The organism is Fulvimarina endophytica, from assembly GCF_003403015.1.
In the GTDB taxonomy this organism is placed as follows: Bacteria; Pseudomonadota; Alphaproteobacteria; order Rhizobiales; family Rhizobiaceae; genus Fulvimarina; species Fulvimarina endophytica.
Map to the genome: position 1 here is coordinate 51,699 of NZ_QURL01000008.1, position 17,808 is coordinate 69,506.

Below are 17,808 nucleotides of genomic sequence, written 5' to 3' on the forward strand. Positions count from 1 at the left end.
CCGCACGATCGTCACGCGCCGGTCACGCGCCAGATGACGTCGCCCACGTCGTCAGCCATCAGCAGCGATCTGCCGTCCGGGCCGATCGCGACGCCGACGGGCCGCCCATAGGCGAGTTTCTCGTCCTCGGAGAGGAAGCCCGAGAGAATGTCGCGGGCCGGCCCGCTCGGTGCGCCGTTCTCGAAGGGCACGAAGATCAGCTTGTAACCGCTGAGCGTCGAGCGGTTCCACGATCCGTGTTGACCGATCACCATGCCCTCGCCGAATCCGGGCAGGGTGCCGTTCGGCATCCAGCAGAGACCGAGAGATGCCGTATGGCCGCCGAGGGCGTAGTCCGGCTGGATGGCCCGGGCGACGAGGGCTGCATCCTGCGGAACCCGGTCGTCCACCGTCCGGCCCCAATAGCTGTAGGGCCAGCCGTAGAACCCGCCATCCTCGACCGAGGTCAGGTAGTCGGGCGGCGTCTCGTCCCCGAGACCGTCGCGCTCGTTGACCACGGTCCACAGCTTTCCCGTGACCGGCTCGAAGGCCATGCCGACCGGGTTTCGAAGGCCCGAGGCGAAGATCCGCGCCTCCGAGGTGGCGACATCCAGCTCCCAGATCGCGGCGCGGCCCTCTTCGGCCGCCATGCCCTTGTCGCCGATATTGGTGAGCGATCCGACGCCGGCATAGATCTTGGATCCATCCGGCGAGACGATCAGGCTGCGCGTCCAGTGCCCGTGCGGCTTGAAGCTGGTGAGTTTCCGACCGGGGCCCACAAGGCTCGTATCGCCCGGCCGGTAGTCGAAACACTGGATGCCGTCCGTATTGCCGAGATAGAACCGCTCCCCGACCAGCGCCATGCCGAAGGGCTGGTTCTGGTTTTCCACGAAGACCTCGCGGTGTTCGGCAACGCCATCCCCATCGGCGTCGCGCCACAGGGTGACGCGATTGGCGCTGTCCCCGATCGCCTTGACGCGGCGCATGGTGGCCTGCTGGGCATGGTCCATCAGGCTGCGCGGCGTCTCCGGCTGTTCCTTCGATTCGGCCACGAGGACGTCGCCATTCGGCAGGACCTCGATCCAGCGGGGATGATCGAGGTTCGAGGCGAAGGCATTGACCTTCAGGCCCGGTGCGCAGGTGGGCAGCCGCCCGTTCTTCCAGCCCTCCGCCGCGGGAAGTTTCAGCGTCATGATCCCCTGCCGTCGGGCCTCGGGGATCTGCGGACTGGAGCCCACGGCCTGGTGAGAGGGAGACCCGAAGCGCCTGACGAGCGCGACGGCGCCACCCACGACCTCGGTGGCCTTCGCGACAATTCCCATGACCGGCTGCCTTGTGCTGATGAGCTTGGTTGAAGAGCGCCGGCGGGCGAAGCCGCTGCGCCAAGCGGCGGTTTTCACCGTGATACGGGACGCCGTCAAGACATCCCGCATCGTTCGGCCGCCCTCCGGCGACGCTTTCCCGGCCGTCTTACTACATCGCTATCGTCGCCGGCGCCGGCTCGGCATGCCGCACTCCCGGCTCGGCTCAGCTATGCCGCAGCCTGAAAACGGTGGCGGCTCCCCCCCCCCCCCCTCGAGCCGGTGAGAGTGTTCGGACGATCCGGATCTTTCCATCGGACCGGCGCATCGGAGGTCTTTTGTTAATCGTCCTTCACGGTGGGGAAGCCCGTTGCCGCGCCTGTCAATCAAATCTTCACGGCGGAGGGTCAGGTTCGAGATCATATCGTAAGTTGGGAAACAACACGCATGTCAGTCAGATCCCGCAGCATCCAGTCTCTGGAGCAAGCCCGATTCCGCACTCTGGCTGACATCTGCCCGGCTCTCTTCCTCGCCTTGTGCGCGGTTATCGGTGCGGTCTCCTTCGTCCATGTTGATACCGCGCCCTGGTGGAGTTGGGCGCTGTTCGCACCCCTCTTCCTCCTGCCGAAAGGCGCGTTCTGGTTCGCGCTGCTCTACCGCCATCGCGACGCGGTGCCCGAGCCGGAGAAATGCTTGCGAACGCTGCGGATCGTCGGGATCGAACTGGTGATCGGAGTGGGTCTCATCGTCGGCTGGGAGGTCTGGATCTCCCAGTGGGCGACGCCCGAGGCGCTCCTTCTTCTCGCGCTGTGCATGGGAGGGCAGATGGTCTTCCTCATGTTCGGCCTCCTGCATCTTCGCACCCCGTCGATGGTGTCTGCTCTCTTATGCGTCGTCGGCATGCTGGCGATCGCGGAACGCGCCGGGGCCGGAATGCTGGGCCTGCTGATCCTGCTGGCAGGCGGGGTCGCGGGCCTCGCCTACATCGCCTACAAGCATTACGCAGACTTCGCGCGGCTGGTGAGGTCGCGCCTCGCCGTCGAAGCCAAGAGCGCGGAAATCCAGGCCAAGATCGTGGAGATCGAGGAGCTCAGCGAGGAGAACTTCCGTATCGCCAATACGGACATGCTGACGGAAATCGGCAACCGGCGCAGTTGCTTCCGCGATCTGGAAAAGGCGCTGGAGACGGCGCGGAACACGGGCTCGGCGGTCGCCTTCGGCATCATCGATCTCGATGGCTTCAAGACCGTGAACGACAGCCACGGGCATCTCGTCGGCGACCGTCTCCTCACCGCCATGGCCGAGCGCCTGCGGGACGCGATGTCCGCGCAGGGCAGCGTCTATCGCCTCGGCGGCGACGAGTTCGCCTTCATCGTTTCCGACTTCGCCGACGCCGATGCGCTGCAGGCCATCGGCGATGCGGTGGTCGAGGCCGTCCATAGGCCGATCGAGGTCGGCGGCCTTCGCCTCCTTCTCGGCTGCTCGGTTGGCTTTGCCGAATTCCCGAAGGCGGCCGAGGACGCGACGGCCCTCTACGACCGCGCCGACTATGCGCTCTTCAACGCCAAGCGCACCGGACGCATGAAGACCGTCGTCTTCTCCGACGAGCACGAGAAGGACGTGCGCGAAGCGGCCCTCATGGAGCGGACCCTTCGCGAGGCCGATCTGGAGGCCGAGTTCTTTCTCACCTTCCAGCCGATCGTCGATTCGCACGAGGATCGCACGCTCCTCCTCGAATGCCTCGCGCGCTGGCAGAGCCCGGTCCTCGGCTTCGTCTCTCCGGGCAAGTTCATCGTCGCCGCCGAGCAGAGCGGCTTCATCTCAACCCTCACGCCGGTGCTCCTGAAGAAGGCGCTCGACGCGATCCGCCAGTGGCCGGAGGAGGTCGGCATCTCCTTCAACCTGTCGGGCCACGATATCGTGTCGGCCGAGAAGGTGCTGGGGCTGATCGCCATCCTGATGAAGAGCGGCGTGTCGCCCTCGCGCGTCGAGTTCGAGGTCACGGAAACGGCGCTGATGATGAATCTCGACGAGGCGCTCGCCAATATCCACCGCCTGAAGGCGACGGGCGTGCGCATCTCGCTCGACGACTTCGGTACCGGCTATTCGTCCCTCAGCCAGATTCAGAAGCTGCCGCTCGACAAGATCAAGGTGGACGGAAGCTTCGTGCGCGACCTCGAGACCAACGATGCGAGCCGCAAGATCGTCAGTTCCGTGACCGCGCTGTCCCGCGACCTGTCCCTGTCCTGCGTGGTCGAGGGCGTCGAGACGCGCGAGCAGCTCGACATTCTCCAGGATATCGGCTGCCGCCTCATCCAGGGCTACTTCTACTCCAAGCCCATGAAGGAGGCCGACGTCTCCGCCTTCCTCGCCGAGCAGTACGCGATCCGTCACCCGGTCGCCGTCTGAGCACCGGCCCCGGTCCGAGGATCGGGGCCGTTCTGCGCGCCGATGCCTCGGTGTCCGCCGCCCAGGACTTGCAAGTCGGTCGGCTTTGGCGTCCAACTTCATCATGTTTCGCAGGGCGGATAGACCGCCTGCGGGGCCGGCGAACGGATCGCTTCAAGGAGATCGACGGGACATGGATGAGGCAAAGCTCGACGAACTGCGCGCCCGCTATTCGGGCGAGAACGAGCGCGCGGTCTACGATCCGGGCTTTGCGAAGGTTGCGGATCGGCTGTTCGACAAGAAGGGAACGCGGGTCGCGCCCTATGCCGGGATGCCGACCCTTCTCGACGTTCCCCACCGTGCCGTCGACTGGGCGGCCCTCGATCTTTCCGGGCTCGACATCGCGCTCGTCGGCGTGCCCATGGATCTCGGCGTCACCAATCGCAACGGCTCTCGCTTCGGGCCGCGCGCCCTGCGCTCGATCGAACGGGTCGGACCCTATAACCACGTCCTGAAGACGATGCCGACCCACGAGCTGAACGTCGCCGATATCGGCGATATTCCTTTCCGTTCGCGCTTCGACATCGCGCTCTCCCATGCCGATATCGAGGAGGCCGCCCGCAAGATCGTGACGGCCGGCGCCATGCCGCTCTTCGTCGGCGGCGATCATTCCGTCTCGCTGCCGATCCTCAAGGCGATCGGGGCCGAGAGGCCGGTCGGCATGATCCATATCGATGCCCATTGCGACACCTCGGGTCCATATGAGGGCTGCAAGTTCCACCATGGCGGGCCGTTCCGGCAGGCGGTTCTCGACGGAGTGCTCGATCCCGAGCGCACCATCCAGATCGGGATCCGCGGTTCCTCGGAATATCTGTGGGAGTTCTCCTACGAGAGCGGCATGACGGTGATCCATTCCGAGGAGGTGACGGGGCTCGGCGTTCCGGCGATCGTCGAGACGGCGCGGGCCGTCGTCGGTGACGGACCGGTCTACGTCTCCTTCGACATCGACAGCCTCGATCCGGCCTTTGCGCCCGGCACCGGCACGCCGGAGATCGGCGGGCTGACGACGCGGGAGGCGCAAGGCATCCTGCGCGGTCTTTCCGGCCTCGACATCGTCGGCGGCGACGTGGTGGAAGTCGCGCCCCAATACGACACGACGACGAACACCGCCCATGCGGGTGCGCAGATGCTGTTCGAGATCCTGAGCCTCGCACGGCTTTCCAGGCGCTTCGAGAACAGCGGGCGGTCCTGAACGGCCGCGCGAGCCCTCGCTCCCGAAGCGGTCGGGTGCGGGCGCTTCAGATCGCCTGAGAGGCGAAGCGGGCCGAGACCTCGTGATCAGTGCCGGGATAGGTGAGGGTGACGGAGGTCACCGGCACGGTGTCGATCATGGTGCGGCGCGAGATCCTGAGGCAGGGCGAGCCGGGCTTGATCAGGAGGCGGCCTGCGATCTCCTCGTCCGCCGCGATCGCCCGGATGCGGTATTCGGCATCGGACCAGGGAACCTTGGAGACGAGCCATGCGCCCGGCGACAGGGTTCTGAAACTCTCCCGCGCGGCCTCGGGTACCGTTGCGAGATTGATCAACCGGTCCTCGAAGCAGAAGGGCTGGCGGGCGGCGAAATGGCGACAGGTCACGGCGACCACCCGTCCCTCGGACCCGAGCCAGCGCGCCTCTTCGCCGTCCGCGTCCCGTGTCTCGCGTGAGAGGATCTCGTAGTGGTAGGACAGGCCGAGGCTCTCGACCTCCGAACGGATGTCCATGATCGTCATGATCGCCGTCTGCGACTGGGGCCGCCTGACGAAGGTGCCGGCCTTTCTGCGCCGCTCCACGAGGCCGGCGGCGGCGAGCTGCGTCATCACCTTGTTCACGGTCATGCGCGAGCAGCCGAACCGCCGGGCGAGATCCTGTTCGAACGGCACCTGCGTTCCCGGCGGCCATTCGCCCGACAGGATGCGCCCCTTCAGGCTTTCGAGGATGGTCTGGTGCAGCGAGCGCCGGGGCTGTGCGGCCTCGCTCCCGATATCGGTGCCTGCGGCGGACGTCTCCCCGGTTCCGCCGCCCTCTGGTCCGTGATGCCGTTCCTCATCCATCAGACGAGCGTTGCGGCGCCGCGATCGAGATAGGTCTCGAGGAATTGCTGGAGCCGGGGATGGCGGGGTGCGCCGAAGATCTCCGAGGGCGGGCCGTCGAGAAGCAGCTTGCCCTGGTCGAGAAAGACGATCTTGTCGCCGACGCTTGCGGCAAAGCCGATCTCATGGGTGACGACCACCATGGTCATGCCGCCGCCGGCGAGCTCGCGCATGACGTTGAGGACTTCGCCGGTCAGTTCGGGATCGAGCGAGGAGGTGGGCTCGTCGAAGAGGAGGATATCGGGTTCGAGCGCGAGCGCGCGGGCGATGGCCACGCGTTGCTGCTGCCCGCCCGACAGCTCGGACGGGTAGTGGTGACCGCGATCGCCGAGACCGACGCGGGCGAGCTGGGCCTCGCCTTTCGCGTTGGCCTCCTTGCGTTTCATGCCGCGCACGGTGACGAGCGCCTCGGTCACGTTGCCGAGGGCGGTCATGTGCGGCCACAGATTGAACTGCTGGAAGACCATGCCGATCCGCGAGCGGACCTTGCGGATATCGCCGGCCGGAAGCCGGGTCCGCCGGCCGTCGCCGGTCTCGGCGAAGCCGAGGGGCTGACCGTTGATCTCGATCGTCCCCGATGTCGTCTCCTCGAGGAACGCCATGCAGCGCAGAAGGGTCGACTTGCCGGAGCCCGACGGCCCGAGAAGGCAGGTGGTGGAGCCTTGCGGCACCGCGAGATCGATCCCCTTCAGGACCTCGACATCGCCGAACGACTTGTGGACGTCGCGGACCAGGACAGCGGATCGGGTCATGAATGGGCAAACCTGAACTTGGACAGTCTGGCCTCGGCGATGCGTCCGAGGAAGCCGGAGACTTCGACGAGGAACCAGTAGAAGAGGGCGAGCAGGAACATCGCCTCGACGAAGGCATATTGCTGGGACCCGATGGCCCCGACGACGAGGGTGAGTTCCGGCACGGTGATGATCGACAGGATGGCGGTCTCCTTCATCATCAGGATCGCCATGTTGACGCATTGGGGAAGCACCAGCATCGTCATCTCGGGCACGAGAATGCGCCGGATGATCTGGCCGCGCGTCAGCCCGACGCATTCGGCCGCCTCCACATGGCCCACCGGCACCGCATTGTAGCCGGCCCGGAAGATCTCGCTGTAATAGGCGGTCGCATAGACCGTCATGCCGAGAAGGCCCGCCGGAATGGGATCGAGGGAGAGGCCGATGAAGGGCCCGCCGAAATAGAGAAGGAAGAGCTGGACGAGGAAGGGCGTGCCGCGAATGACCTCGACGAAGAGCCGCAGGAGAAGGCCGAGCCAGCCCGGGCCGTAGCGCCTGAGGGTCGCGACAGCGAAGCCGAAGGCCACCGCGAGAATGTTCGAGACGATCCAGATCCAGATCGTCATCCAGAAGGCGGCGAGGATCTCCGGCAGGTTCTGGACGATGAGGCCGAAATCCAGGGTCATGCGCGGCTCCCGGTCCTGAGCATGCGCTCGGCGATGGAGCCGCCGCCCGCGACCGCCCAGCAGATGACGAGATACATGGCGCCGGCCACCGAATAGAAGAGAAGCGGGCGGAATGACGAGGCCGAGAGGTTCTGCGCCATGCGGGTCAGTTCGATGACGCCGACGACGGAGACCAGCGAGGACGCCTTGAGAATGAGGATCGCCTCGTTGACGAGGGCGGGCAGAGTGAGGCGGAAGGCGATGGGCGCGCGGATGCGCACGAGCTGCTTCCAGGGGCTCATGCCCACCATGTCGGCGGCTTCGAGAAGACCGCGCGGCACCGACTGGAAGCCGCCCCGCAGGTTCTCGGCCTGATAGGCCGCCGTGCACAGGGAAAGTCCGATAACGGCCGCGACGACGCTCGGCACCATGATGCCGACGGCCGGGAGCAGGTTGTAGATCAGGAGCAGCTGGACGAGGAGAGGTACGCCGCGGAACAGGCTGACATAGAGCGTTCCGGGAATGCGCAGGAACGGGTTCGCCGACACCTTGGCCGCGCAGACCATGAGGCCGATCACGAAGCCGATCAGGATCGAGATCGCACTGAGAAGGATCGTGTTCCCGGCAGCCCACAGCATCAGTTCGAACAGTCGCATCGACATGGATGATCTCGAAACTCTTTGCGTGGGGGAAGGCGGCGAGGGGCGCCCCGTCATCGAAGGGCGCTGCGCGACCCGGCGGACGCGCCCGTCGCAAGGAACGGGCGCATCGAGGGTTCAGGCGACCGGCGCTCGTGCCGGCCGCGTCGATCAGACGTTCGGGTCGGTCACTGCTTCGGGCGTATCGAAGGTCTGGCCGAACCACTTCTTCTGGAGCTCGCCCAGCCGGCCGTCTGCCTTGATCTTCAGGAGCGCGTCGTTGACCGCGTCGAGAAGGGCCTGATCCTCAGGCTTCTTCGTGCCGATATAGCCGAAATAGGTGCTCTTGCCGAAGGGGGGCAGGACGGTCTCGAAGACGTCCGGCTGCTGGGACGCCAGATAGGCGATGTTCGGCAGCGAATTGGCGACGGCGACGATGCGCCCGGCTGCCAGATCCGCATAGGCCTCGTTGAAGCCGACATATTCGCGCGTCTCGACGGGCTCGGGAAGGGTTGCGCCGTATTCCTGGAGCTGGGCGAGCTGGGCGGTCGCCTTGCCGGAGCCGACAAGCTTGCCGGCGATGTCCTCCGGCTTCTCGATGCTGTCGTCTCCGGCCTTCTTCAGGATGGCGACGGTCGCCTCGGCGACGGGCGAGAGGAAGCGATAGCGCTCCATTCGGGCCTTGGTGATGGTGGCCGGGCCCGCGACCATGTCGAACTGGCCGGCTTCGAGACCGGGCAGCACGCCTTCCCACGGCAGCTCGACCCACTTGATCTCGACGCCCATCTCCTTGCCGATCTCTTCGAAAAGGTCGACATTCAGGCCGGCATGGGTGCCGGTCTCGTCGATGAAGTCGAAGGGTGCGAAGGCGGTTTCGGTGCCGACCGTGAGGGTGCCCGAGGATTTGACCTTTTCGAGCGCGTCCTGGGCTGAGGCGAGATTGCTGCCGGCGAACGACACGCCGAGGGCGACCGACAGGCCAAGGACTGCTTTCAGGAAGATGCGCTTCTGCATTGAACTGATCTCCAGTTGATCGATCGGGCGTCACGGTCCTCGGCGGTCGGTTCGATTCCGCCAATATGACTAGACATAATGAAACCCATCGTTCTCATCTTGTCAATTCTTGTGCAGCCTGAAAAGCGTCTAGAAATTAATCATTCGCGCCATCGTCCGCGACGCGGCGATCATTCGCCGGTCACGCGGCGCTCAAAGCACGGCCGGCGAGCCGTCGCCGATCAGCCGGCATGGGTTTCACGGTCGCTGGATGCGGCCTGTAGCGACCGGAGCACGGTGAGAAACCGGTCGTTCTCCGCCTCGGTCCCGATGGTTACGCGGACGAAGCGCTCGTAGCCCATTTCCCGCCAGGCCTTGATGACGATCCCCTGTTTCAGCATGGCGGCCGCGAGATCGGCGCTGTCCGTGCCGCAATCGAAGAACACGGAATTGGTCTGCGAGGGCGCGGGGCGAAAGCCGAGCGCCGTCAGCGCGGCACTCACCCGTTCGCGCTCGATGCGCCGGCGGCCGACCGATTCGCGCATCCAGTCCATGTCGCCGAGCGCGGCGAGGGCGGCGGTCTGGGCGGCGGCGTTCACGTTGAACGGCGTCTTGGCGGCCGAGACGGCGCGTGCGATCCGCGTGTCCGAACAGATGGCATAGCCGACGCGCAGACCCGCAAGCCCGAACGCCTTGGAGAAGGTACGGAGGGAAACGAAGCTGGCGCCGCTTTCGCGCAGGAGCGCCAGCCCGTCGGGCGCGTCCTCGTCGGCATATTCCACATAGGCTTCGTCGAGAACGAAGAGCGTGCCCTGCCGCGTCGCGCGCAGCAGGCGTTGAAGCGAACTGCGGTCGAGACCGGTGCCGACCGGGTTCCAGGGCGAGGACAGGAAGAAGACTGCAGGCTCGTCCGCCAGGGCCCGTTCCAGCGCGTCGATATCGAAGCCGAGGTCCTCGGTCATCGCGATCTTGGTGACGCTCGCCCCTTGCGCCATCGGCTCGATTTCGTGGAGGCCGAAGCTCGGGACGACCGTGAGGACGCCGGCGCCGGGGACGAGGGCGGCGCGCGAGATGGCGGCGATCATCTCCTCCGAGCCGTTGCCGACGACGATCGTCTCGGCATCGACGCCGAAGGTCTCGCCGAGAGCCGCGCGAAGCGCCGTGCAGGCCGGGTCCGCATAGCGCCAGGGCTCGAGCGCGGGATCGGCGAGAGCTGCGAGCACCCGGGGCGAGCAGCCGTCGGGGTTCTCGTTGCTGGCAAGGCGGGCGATGTCGTCCCGGCCGCTCGCCTTGCGGGCGAGCGCGATGTTCATCCCGGCATTGTAGGGCGGAAGGGCGGCCACATGCGGGTTGAGGGACGGACCGTGGTTCGGGCTGGGGGGCGTGCTGATCGTCACGGGGTGTATCGTCCTCACGAACGGAAGAAGGGGCGGGAAGGCTCTGTCTAAGGCCGGCGCATCGGATGGGCGGAGAGCCGGGTCCACGTTTCGCTCCGATGCTGCAGATCAGAGATCGAGAACGAGGGAGGTTTTCGGCCGCGAGCAGCAGATCAGGATCTCACCGTCCTCCAGGTCGTCCAGCGGCTCCTCGAAATAATCGGCATCGCCTTCGAGAAGCGCGGTCTTGCAGGTGCTGCAGATGCCGGCACGGCAGCTGAAAGCGGGTGACAGCCCCTGATCCTCGGCAAAGGAGAGGATCGATTCGGCGCCATCGGTCCAGGGCACCGTGATGCCGGACTTCCGGAACTCGATGACGGGCGCTCCCTCGGCCGTCTCGCGGGGCGCCTCGGGTGCAGGCGCCGGGGAGGGGGCCTCGGTCTCGGCTCTGTCGAGCACGGTGGCCGGGCCGAAGAATTCGTAGGCGATCCGCGACTTGTCGACGCCGAGGCCGCGAATGATCGTGAAGACGCTCTGCATGAAGGGCGGCGGGCCGCAGAGATAGAAGTCGTAGTCGTCGAGCGGAAGGAGGCTCTGGAGGAGCTCCCTCGTCACGACGCCCTCGCTGTCGTGGCGGGCCTCAGCCCTGTCCGCCTCGCTGGGGAAGCGGTAGCGGATATGGGCCGAGAGATTGGGATTGGCGGCGACGAGTTCCGCCACTTCGTCCCTCAGCGCATGGACCTCGCCATTGTCGCAGGCATGGATGAAGATCGCCCGCCGGTCGCTCCCGGCAAGGTCATGCAGCATCGAGACCATGGGCGTCAGGCCGACGCCGCCGCTGAGAAGGACGACCGGCCGATCGCTGCCACGATCGAGGACGAAGCCGCCGCGCGGGCCCTCGGCCTTCAGAACGGCGCCGATCCCGGTCCGGTCGTGCAGGTGAAGCGAGCCGAGACCGTCCGGCTGTCCCGCTTCGCGGGCGGCCTCCCGCTTGACGCTGATCCGGTAGAGCCCCTCGGCCTTCGGGGAGGATGAGACGCTGTAATTGCGCAGAAGGCTCGTTTCGTCCGGCAGCGGAAGGCGGAAGACGAGGAACTGGCCCGGCTCGAAGGGACGCCAGCCGTCCGGGTCGGCGGGCTTCAGATAAAAGGAGGTGATCGTCTCGCTCTCGCGGACTTTGTCCACCACTACGAGATCGCGGAACCCGCCCTTCGGCTGCATAGATGGCGCGGCGCCCCCGCCGCTCATTCGGCAGCCACCGCGAGCTGGTTCTCCGCCTCGATCCGCTTGGCCAGATTGCGGCGGAAGCGCAAGGGGCCGACATCGATCTTCAGGTCGAGATTGGGCGTCTGCTTGTTGGCCATGCCCTTGTGGACGGCATTGAGGACGGCCCGGTCCTCCTCGAAGGCGCCGCGCACGGAGGCTGCGAAGCGGCTGGAAATCTCCGCGTCGTCGGGTGCGAAATTGCGCATCTGGAACCAGTAATATTTGGTGTGGTTCTCGTCGACGGGCGTCATGAAGTTGTAGCTGTCCATCAGGAACACGTCTTCATGCAGGGGCTTGTCCTCCCCGCCGGTGTTGGCCGGCACGAAGATCGCCTTGATGATGGCGTTCGAGGGATAGCGGACCTCGTAGTGCTGCTTGCGGTCGCAATTGCCCGCAAACTTCAGGAAGGGCGCGTAGAAGGGCGCCGGCTCCACGTCGATCATCCAGCGCCAGACGGTGACGCCGTCGGTTCCGACCGTCGTCTCGAGCGGGGCTTCCTCCGTCGCGGCATTGCCGAAGGAGGACTGGTGGACCCAGGCGACGTGGGAGGGATCGAGCAGGTTGTCGGTCATGTAGAGATAGTTGCAGTCGAGAACCATCGACTCGCCGCGGTTCACGCCCCAGCTCGGATCGCCGTAATGCTCGACCTCGAAGATCTTCGATTCGTCGGCGAGCGCCGCATCGCCCATCCACACCCAGAGAAGGCCGTAGCGCTCGGATATGGGATAGGAGCGCACACGCGCGACATGGGGAATCTTCTCGGCGCCGGGCACGCGGGTGCAGGTGCCGGTGCAGTCGAAGGTGAGGCCGTGATAGCCGCATTCGACGTCGTCGCCCTTGATGCGGCCCATGGAGAGCGGCAGCTTGCGATGGGGGCAGGCGTCTTCCAGGGCGGCGACCGTTCCATCCTTCTTGCGATAGAGAACGACGTTTTCCCCAAGAAGCGTGACCGGCTTCAACTCGCCGGCGACGACTTCGCTGTCCCAGGCCGCGACATACCAGCTGTTCCTCAGATACATGATCCGTCTCCATTGTCTCTCGGCGGCGATGCTACGGAACGGTCACGCGCGTGGAAAGCCGGCTGCGGCTGTGTTATTGTTTAGAAAATCTACAACGTAAATCGCCGTCCCGACCATGGTCCCCACCCTTTTCGCCCGGATGACAGGATGAAGGCGCCGTCGCTGCGCGCTCTCGAGGCGTTCGAGGCCTTCGGCCGGGTGGGAAGCGTGACGAAAGCGGCGGCCGAACTCGGGGTTTCGGCGGGCGCCGTCAGCCAGCAGCTCCGCAAGGCCGAGGAGGCGCTCGGCATCAATCTCGTGGAGCGCCGCGGACGCACGGTGGCGCTCACCAATTGGGGCCGGCGCTATCATGAGATGATCTCGAAGAGCTTTGCCGGCTTTCGCGAGGCGCAGGAGGCGATCGAGAGGATGCGCATGTCGAGCGTCCTCACCATCTCCTGTCTGCCCTCGCTCGCCAGCAAATGGCTGACGCCGGCTCTCTTCGACTGGCAGTCGAGGCATGCGGGGACGACCGTCAATCTTCTGGCGCGGGAGATCGAGCCCGATCTCACGGCCGAGGAGGTCGATTTCCGCATCTCCTACGGGGGCAAAAGCCAGAATTACGATCAGTATGCCGAGCTCTTCACCGATTGGGTCGTGCCGGCCTGCTCGCCCGAATTCCTCGCCCGGCACCCCGTGAAGGAGCCGGGCGCGATCCTGGCGACGACGCTTCTCGGCATCGCCTGGGCGCGCGACCACCGCCAGCCGCCCACTTGGAACGAATGGGCGGCCAGCATCGGCGAGCCCTACAGGAAGCGGGAGGGCGAGGTGCTTCTCTCGCTCTCGAGCGCTGCGATCGATGCGGCCATCCAAGGGCGCGGCTTCGTGCTCGCCCAATGGTCGATGGCGGCCGCCGATATCAGGGCAGGGCGGCTCGTGGTGCCGTTCGAGCGACCCCTGCGGCTCGCCGAGCCCTATTTCGTCGCCTGGGAGCGTTCCGCCCTCGAAAAGCCGCTCGGCTCGAAGCTGCGCTCCTGGATCGGTTCGCTCGGGCAGGAGCAGAACGGCGCGACGCTGCACTGGTCGAAGACCTTCGCCTGACTGGATGGCCGCGCGGGCCGGGCTCTCCGCCCTGTCAGCCCATCTAGAGGCGCGATCGGATCGCGCGCTGCGCGGCGCGATAGGCAGCCGCGATCTCGTCGCGGCGATGATGAACTCCGCCCTCGACCACATGCCGGCCCGCCGACCAGACCTCGTCGACCGCGATGCCGTTCGCCGCGAAGATCCAGCCATCGAGAACGGCGTCGCCGTCCGGAAGATCGCTGGAGGCATCGGCGCGAAGGCTCATGAGATCGGCGATGCATCCGGCCTCGATCCGCCCGCTCTCGCGCCCGAGGGCCGCAGAGCCACCGGCAAGCGCGCCTTCGTAAAGGAAGCGCCCGACCGAGCCGCCGGGCTCGGCCAGGACCGACCGGGCCTTGCGGAGGAGACGCTGGGAATATTCGAGCTGGCGCAGCTCCTCGGCGAGGGAGATGCGCACATTGGAGTCGGTGCCGACGCCGAACCGGCCGCCCGCCGCGAGAAACGGGCTCGCGGGGAACGTGCCGTCGCCGAGATTGGCCTCGGTGACGGGACAGAGGCCTGCGATCGCGCCGGACTTCGCCATGGCTTCGGTCTCGGACGGGGTCATCTGCGTCGCGTGGACGAGGCACCAGCGCTCGTCGACATCGAAGCTCTCCAGAAGCCATTCGACGGGACGGCGGCCGGTCGCGGCCTCGACCTCCGCGACCTCGGCCTCCTGTTCGGCGATATGCAGATGGATCGGCGATTCCGGCATCCGGGCCGCGAGCTGCGCGATATCCCCCGCACTCGCGGCCCGCAGGGAATGGGGCGCAAGACCGAGGCGGGCATCGGGCCCGAGCGTCTTCAGATGGTGGCGCGCGCCGTCGAGAAGCCTTGCAAATCCATCGAGATCGTTGCCGAAGCGGAGCTGGCCGCCGGCGAGGGGCCGGCCGTCGAGACCGCCCCGTTGATAGTAGACCGGGAGAAGCGTCAGGCCGATACCGGTGGTGCCGGCGGCCCTGACGATCCGGCCCGCAAGCTCGGCCCTGTCGCCATAGGCGTCACCGCCTGCCGCGTGGTGGAGGTAGTGGAACTCGGCGACCGCCCCGTAGCCCGCCTCCAGCATTTCCATGAAGGCGAAGCGCGCCACCGCCTCGATCTCGTCCGGCGTGAGGATGTCGAGGAAGCGGTACATCAGGGTCCGCCAGGTCCAGAAACTGTCGCCCTTGCCTTCCGGGCTCCGCGTCTCCGTCATTCCCGCCATCGCGCGCTGGAAGGTGTGGCTGTGGAGATTGGCGACGGCCGGCAGCAGCACCGCGACCGAATGATCCGGCGGCTCGCCGGCGGACCGGACGACCGATGCGATCGCCCCGTCCTTTCCGATTTCGACCGTGACGTCCCGCGTCCAGCCATCGGGCAGGAGTGCGGCTTCGGCGTGAATGCGCATGGGCGGGCTCCGCTTCGCTTGACAAGTATTTTGTATATACATATCGATAGGCCACTCCATTGAAAAGGGCGGAGAACGGCTGACGTGACACGGACCCTCTGGACCGACCTGACCCTGGCGCCGATGACCGGAACGGACGGCACCCGAACCATCGCGGACGCCGCGATCGCGGTCGAAGGCGGGCGCATCGCCTTCGCAGGTCCGCGATCGGAGCTTCCCTCCGAATGGCGGGACGTGGAGGCCGAGAGCCTCGGAGCACGCCTCGTCACCCCGGCGATGATCGACTGCCACACCCATCTCGTTCACGGCGGCGACCGCGCCCGCGAATTCGAGATGCGGCTGGAGGGGGCGAGCTACGAGGAGATCGCGCGGGCAGGCGGCGGCATCGTCTCTTCCGTCCGTGCGACGCGCGAGGCGGGGGTCGAAGGCCTCGTCGCCTCCGCGCTTCCCCGTCTCGACGCGCTTCTGAGCGAGGGCGTTTCCACGATCGAGATCAAGTCCGGCTACGGGCTCGCCATCGAGCCGGAACTCGACATGCTGCGCGCGGCGCGGGCGCTCTCGCGCGAGCGGCCGGTGCGCATCGTCACGAGCTGGCTCGCCGCTCATGCGACGCCTGCCGAATACAAGGGCCGCAACGCCGATTACTTCGCCGATGTGGTGCTGCCCGGCATGGAGCAGGGCGCGGCGGAAGGCCTGATCGACGCGGTTGACGGGTTCTGCGAAGGTATCGCCTTCTCGACGGACGAGATCGCGACGGTGTTCGACAAGGCGAAATCCTTAGGGCTTCCGGTCAAGCTCCATGCCGAGCAGCTGTCCGATCTCGGCGGGGCGAAGCTCGCCGCTTCCTATGGGGCGCTCTCGGCCGATCACCTGGAATATCTGGGCGCGGACGGGGTCGAGGCGATGGCCCGAGCCGGAACCGTCGCGGTTCTCCTGCCCGGCGCCTTCTACGCGATCCGCGAAAGGCAGGTGCCGCCCATGGCAGCGCTTCGTGCCGCCGGTGTGCCCATGGCGGTCGCGACGGATTGCAATCCCGGAACCTCGCCCATGACCTCGCTGCTTCTCGCCATGAACATGGCGGCGACCTTCTTCGGCATGACCGTCGCCGAATGTCTTGCCGGCACCACGCGCGAGGCGGCGAGAGCCCTCGGCCTTGAGGACGAGACCGGCACGATCGAAGCCGGGAAATCGGCCGATCTTTCCGTCTGGAACGTCACGAGCCCGGCCGAGCTCGTCTACCGCTTCGGCTTCAATCCCCTCCACATGCGGGTCTTCAAAGGACGAAAGATCGAATCATGACGCTGGTTCTCCATCCCGGTTCGGTCTCGCTCGAAGACCTCGAACATCTCTACTGGAGCGGCGAGCCGGCCCGGCTCGATACCGGCTTCGACGCCGCGATCACCAGGGGCGCGGAGAGGGTGGCGGCCGTCGCGCGCGGCAATGCGCCGGTCTACGGCATCAATACCGGCTTCGGAAAACTCGCATCGATCAAGATCGACGCGGCCGACGTCGCGAAACTCCAGCGCAACCTGATCCTCTCCCATTGCTGCGGCCTCGGCGCGCCGCTTCCCGAAAACGTCGTGCGCCTCGTGATGGCGCTGAAACTCGTCTCGCTGGGGCGCGGCGCGTCCGGCGTCCGGCTCGAACTCGTGCGGCTGATCGAGGCGATGATGGAGCGCGGCGTCGTTCCCGTGATCCCCGAAAAGGGCTCGGTCGGCGCCTCGGGCGACCTTGCGCCGCTCGCCCATATGACCGCCGTCATGATGGGGGAGGGCGAGGCCTTCTTCGAGGGCGAGCGCCTTTCCGGCGCCGATGCGCTGAGGCGGGCGGGACTTGCGCCGATTGAGCTGACGGCGAAGGAAGGTCTCGCGCTCATCAACGGCACCCAGACCTCGACCGCCCTCGCGCTCGCCGGTCTCTTCCGCGCGGGCCGGGCCCTGCGTGCGGCGACCGTCACCGGCGCGCTCGCGACAGATGCCGCCATGGGCTCCTCCGCCCCGTTCCATCCCGATATCCACACCCTTCGCGGCCATCAGGGCCAGATCGACATGGGCTCTGCCCTGCGTGCGCTTCTCGACGGCTCGGCGATCCGTGAAAGCCACGTGGAGGGCGACGAGCGGGTGCAGGACCCTTATTGCATCCGCTGCCAGCCCCAGGTGATGGGCGCCTGCCTCGACCTTCTGCGCCAGGCGGCCCGCACGCTTCGGATCGAAGCCAATGCCGTGACCGACAACCCGCTGGTCCTGTCCGACGACACGATCGTCTCGGGCGGCAACTTCCATGCCGAGCCGGTCGCCTTTGCAGCCGATCAGATCGCCCTTGCGATCTGCGAGATCGGCGCGATCACCCAGCGCCGCATCGCGCTTCTGGTGGACCCGGCCTTGTCCCACGGCCTGCCGGCCTTCCTCGCCAAGAAGCCGGGCCTCAACTCCGGCCTGATGATCGCCGAGGTCACCTCGGCTGCTCTGATGAGCGAGAACAAGCAGATGTCCCATCCGGCCTCGGTGGATTCGACACCGACATCGGCGAATCAAGAGGATCACGTCTCCATGGCCTGCCACGGCGCAAGGCGGCTTCTCCAGATGACGGAGAACCTCTTCGGCATCGTCGGCATCGAGGCCGTGACGGCGGCGCGAGGGGTGGAGCTGCGCGGGCCCCTCGACACCAGCCCCGATCTCCTGAAGGCCATGGCCGCGATCCGCAGCGTCGTGCCGAGCCTCGAAGAAGACCGCTATCTCGCGACCGAACTCGCCGCAGCTTCGAGCCTCGTTGCCGAGGGGCGGATCGAGGCGAGCCTTCCGGCCGGGCTCCTGCCCATGCTGGGAGACTGAT

The 17,808-nt window shown here is 66.5% G+C and carries 15 protein-coding genes; 5 read left to right on the plus strand and 10 right to left on the minus strand.

From position 1 onward, the window contains the following. Positions 1-11 precede the first annotated feature (11 nt). Positions 12-1,301, minus strand: coding sequence for a PQQ-dependent sugar dehydrogenase (locus DYI37_RS16935; RefSeq protein ID WP_116684554.1), 1,290 nt, complete (start codon positions 1,299-1,301; stop codon positions 12-14). Positions 1,302-1,727: 426 nt separating this feature from the next. Between DYI37_RS16935 and DYI37_RS16940 the strand changes: the two genes are divergently transcribed. Continuing rightward, complete coding sequence (locus DYI37_RS16940; protein ID WP_116684463.1) at positions 1,728-3,689, plus strand: putative bifunctional diguanylate cyclase/phosphodiesterase; 1,962 nt, start codon at positions 1,728-1,730, stop codon at positions 3,687-3,689. Between the two features lie 172 nt (positions 3,690-3,861). Beyond that, the gene (speB, locus tag DYI37_RS16945) at positions 3,862-4,920 is read left to right on the plus strand and encodes an agmatinase (protein WP_116684464.1); all 1,059 of its coding nucleotides are present in this window, start codon (positions 3,862-3,864) and stop codon (positions 4,918-4,920) included. A gap of 46 nt (positions 4,921-4,966) precedes the next feature. Here speB and DYI37_RS16950 read toward each other — a convergent pair whose 3' ends face one another. The 8 genes from DYI37_RS16950 to DYI37_RS16985 form a co-directional block, all read right to left on the minus strand. Next, complete coding sequence (locus DYI37_RS16950; RefSeq protein WP_116684465.1) at positions 4,967-5,761, minus strand: histidine utilization transcriptional repressor HutC; 795 nt, start codon at positions 5,759-5,761, stop codon at positions 4,967-4,969. After that, positions 5,761-6,552, minus strand: coding sequence for an amino acid ABC transporter ATP-binding protein (locus tag DYI37_RS16955; RefSeq protein WP_116684466.1), 792 nt, complete (start codon positions 6,550-6,552; stop codon positions 5,761-5,763). The genes DYI37_RS16950 and DYI37_RS16955 overlap by 1 nt, the downstream gene beginning before the upstream one ends. Further along, a complete protein-coding gene (locus DYI37_RS16960; protein ID WP_116684467.1) occupies positions 6,549-7,217 on the minus strand; it encodes an amino acid ABC transporter permease in 669 nt (222 codons plus the stop codon). Before DYI37_RS16960 ends, DYI37_RS16955 begins: the two co-directional genes overlap by 4 nt. Next, positions 7,214-7,858 (minus strand): amino acid ABC transporter permease, encoded by a 645-nt coding sequence (locus DYI37_RS16965; RefSeq protein ID WP_116684468.1) that lies wholly within the window; start codon positions 7,856-7,858, stop codon positions 7,214-7,216. The genes DYI37_RS16960 and DYI37_RS16965 overlap by 4 nt, the downstream gene beginning before the upstream one ends. A gap of 147 nt (positions 7,859-8,005) precedes the next feature. Beyond that, a complete protein-coding gene (locus DYI37_RS16970) occupies positions 8,006-8,848 on the minus strand; it encodes a transporter substrate-binding domain-containing protein (RefSeq protein ID WP_116684469.1) in 843 nt (280 codons plus the stop codon). A gap of 221 nt (positions 8,849-9,069) precedes the next feature. Next, positions 9,070-10,224, minus strand: a complete 1,155-nt coding sequence (gene hisC, locus DYI37_RS16975; protein ID WP_280987340.1) for a histidinol-phosphate transaminase — start codon at positions 10,222-10,224, stop codon at positions 9,070-9,072. A gap of 108 nt (positions 10,225-10,332) precedes the next feature. Then, a complete protein-coding gene (locus DYI37_RS16980; protein ID WP_245413977.1) occupies positions 10,333-11,451 on the minus strand; it encodes a 2Fe-2S iron-sulfur cluster-binding protein in 1,119 nt (372 codons plus the stop codon). Next, positions 11,448-12,488 carry an aromatic ring-hydroxylating dioxygenase subunit alpha gene (locus DYI37_RS16985; protein ID WP_116684471.1) on the minus strand — a complete coding sequence of 347 codons (1,041 nt, stop codon included), beginning with the start codon at positions 12,486-12,488 and terminating at the stop codon, positions 11,448-11,450. Before DYI37_RS16985 ends, DYI37_RS16980 begins: the two co-directional genes overlap by 4 nt. Before the next feature lie 147 nt (positions 12,489-12,635). Here DYI37_RS16985 and DYI37_RS16990 point away from each other — a divergent pair, with 147 nt between their 5' ends. Beyond that, entirely contained in the window at positions 12,636-13,568 is a 933-nt protein-coding gene (locus tag DYI37_RS16990; protein ID WP_116684472.1) for a LysR substrate-binding domain-containing protein, read from the plus strand. Between the two features lie 43 nt (positions 13,569-13,611). Here DYI37_RS16990 and DYI37_RS16995 read toward each other — a convergent pair whose 3' ends face one another. After that, positions 13,612-14,976 (minus strand): formimidoylglutamate deiminase, encoded by a 1,365-nt coding sequence (locus DYI37_RS16995; protein ID WP_116684473.1) that lies wholly within the window; start codon positions 14,974-14,976, stop codon positions 13,612-13,614. 123 nt (positions 14,977-15,099) lie between these two features. Here DYI37_RS16995 and hutI point away from each other — a divergent pair, with 123 nt between their 5' ends. Continuing rightward, a complete protein-coding gene (gene hutI / locus DYI37_RS17000; protein WP_116684556.1) occupies positions 15,100-16,275 on the plus strand; it encodes an imidazolonepropionase in 1,176 nt (391 codons plus the stop codon). Beyond that, positions 16,272-17,807, plus strand: a complete 1,536-nt coding sequence (gene hutH / locus DYI37_RS17005; RefSeq protein ID WP_116684474.1) for a histidine ammonia-lyase — start codon at positions 16,272-16,274, stop codon at positions 17,805-17,807. The genes hutI and hutH overlap by 4 nt, the downstream gene beginning before the upstream one ends. Position 17,808 lies beyond the last annotated feature (1 nt).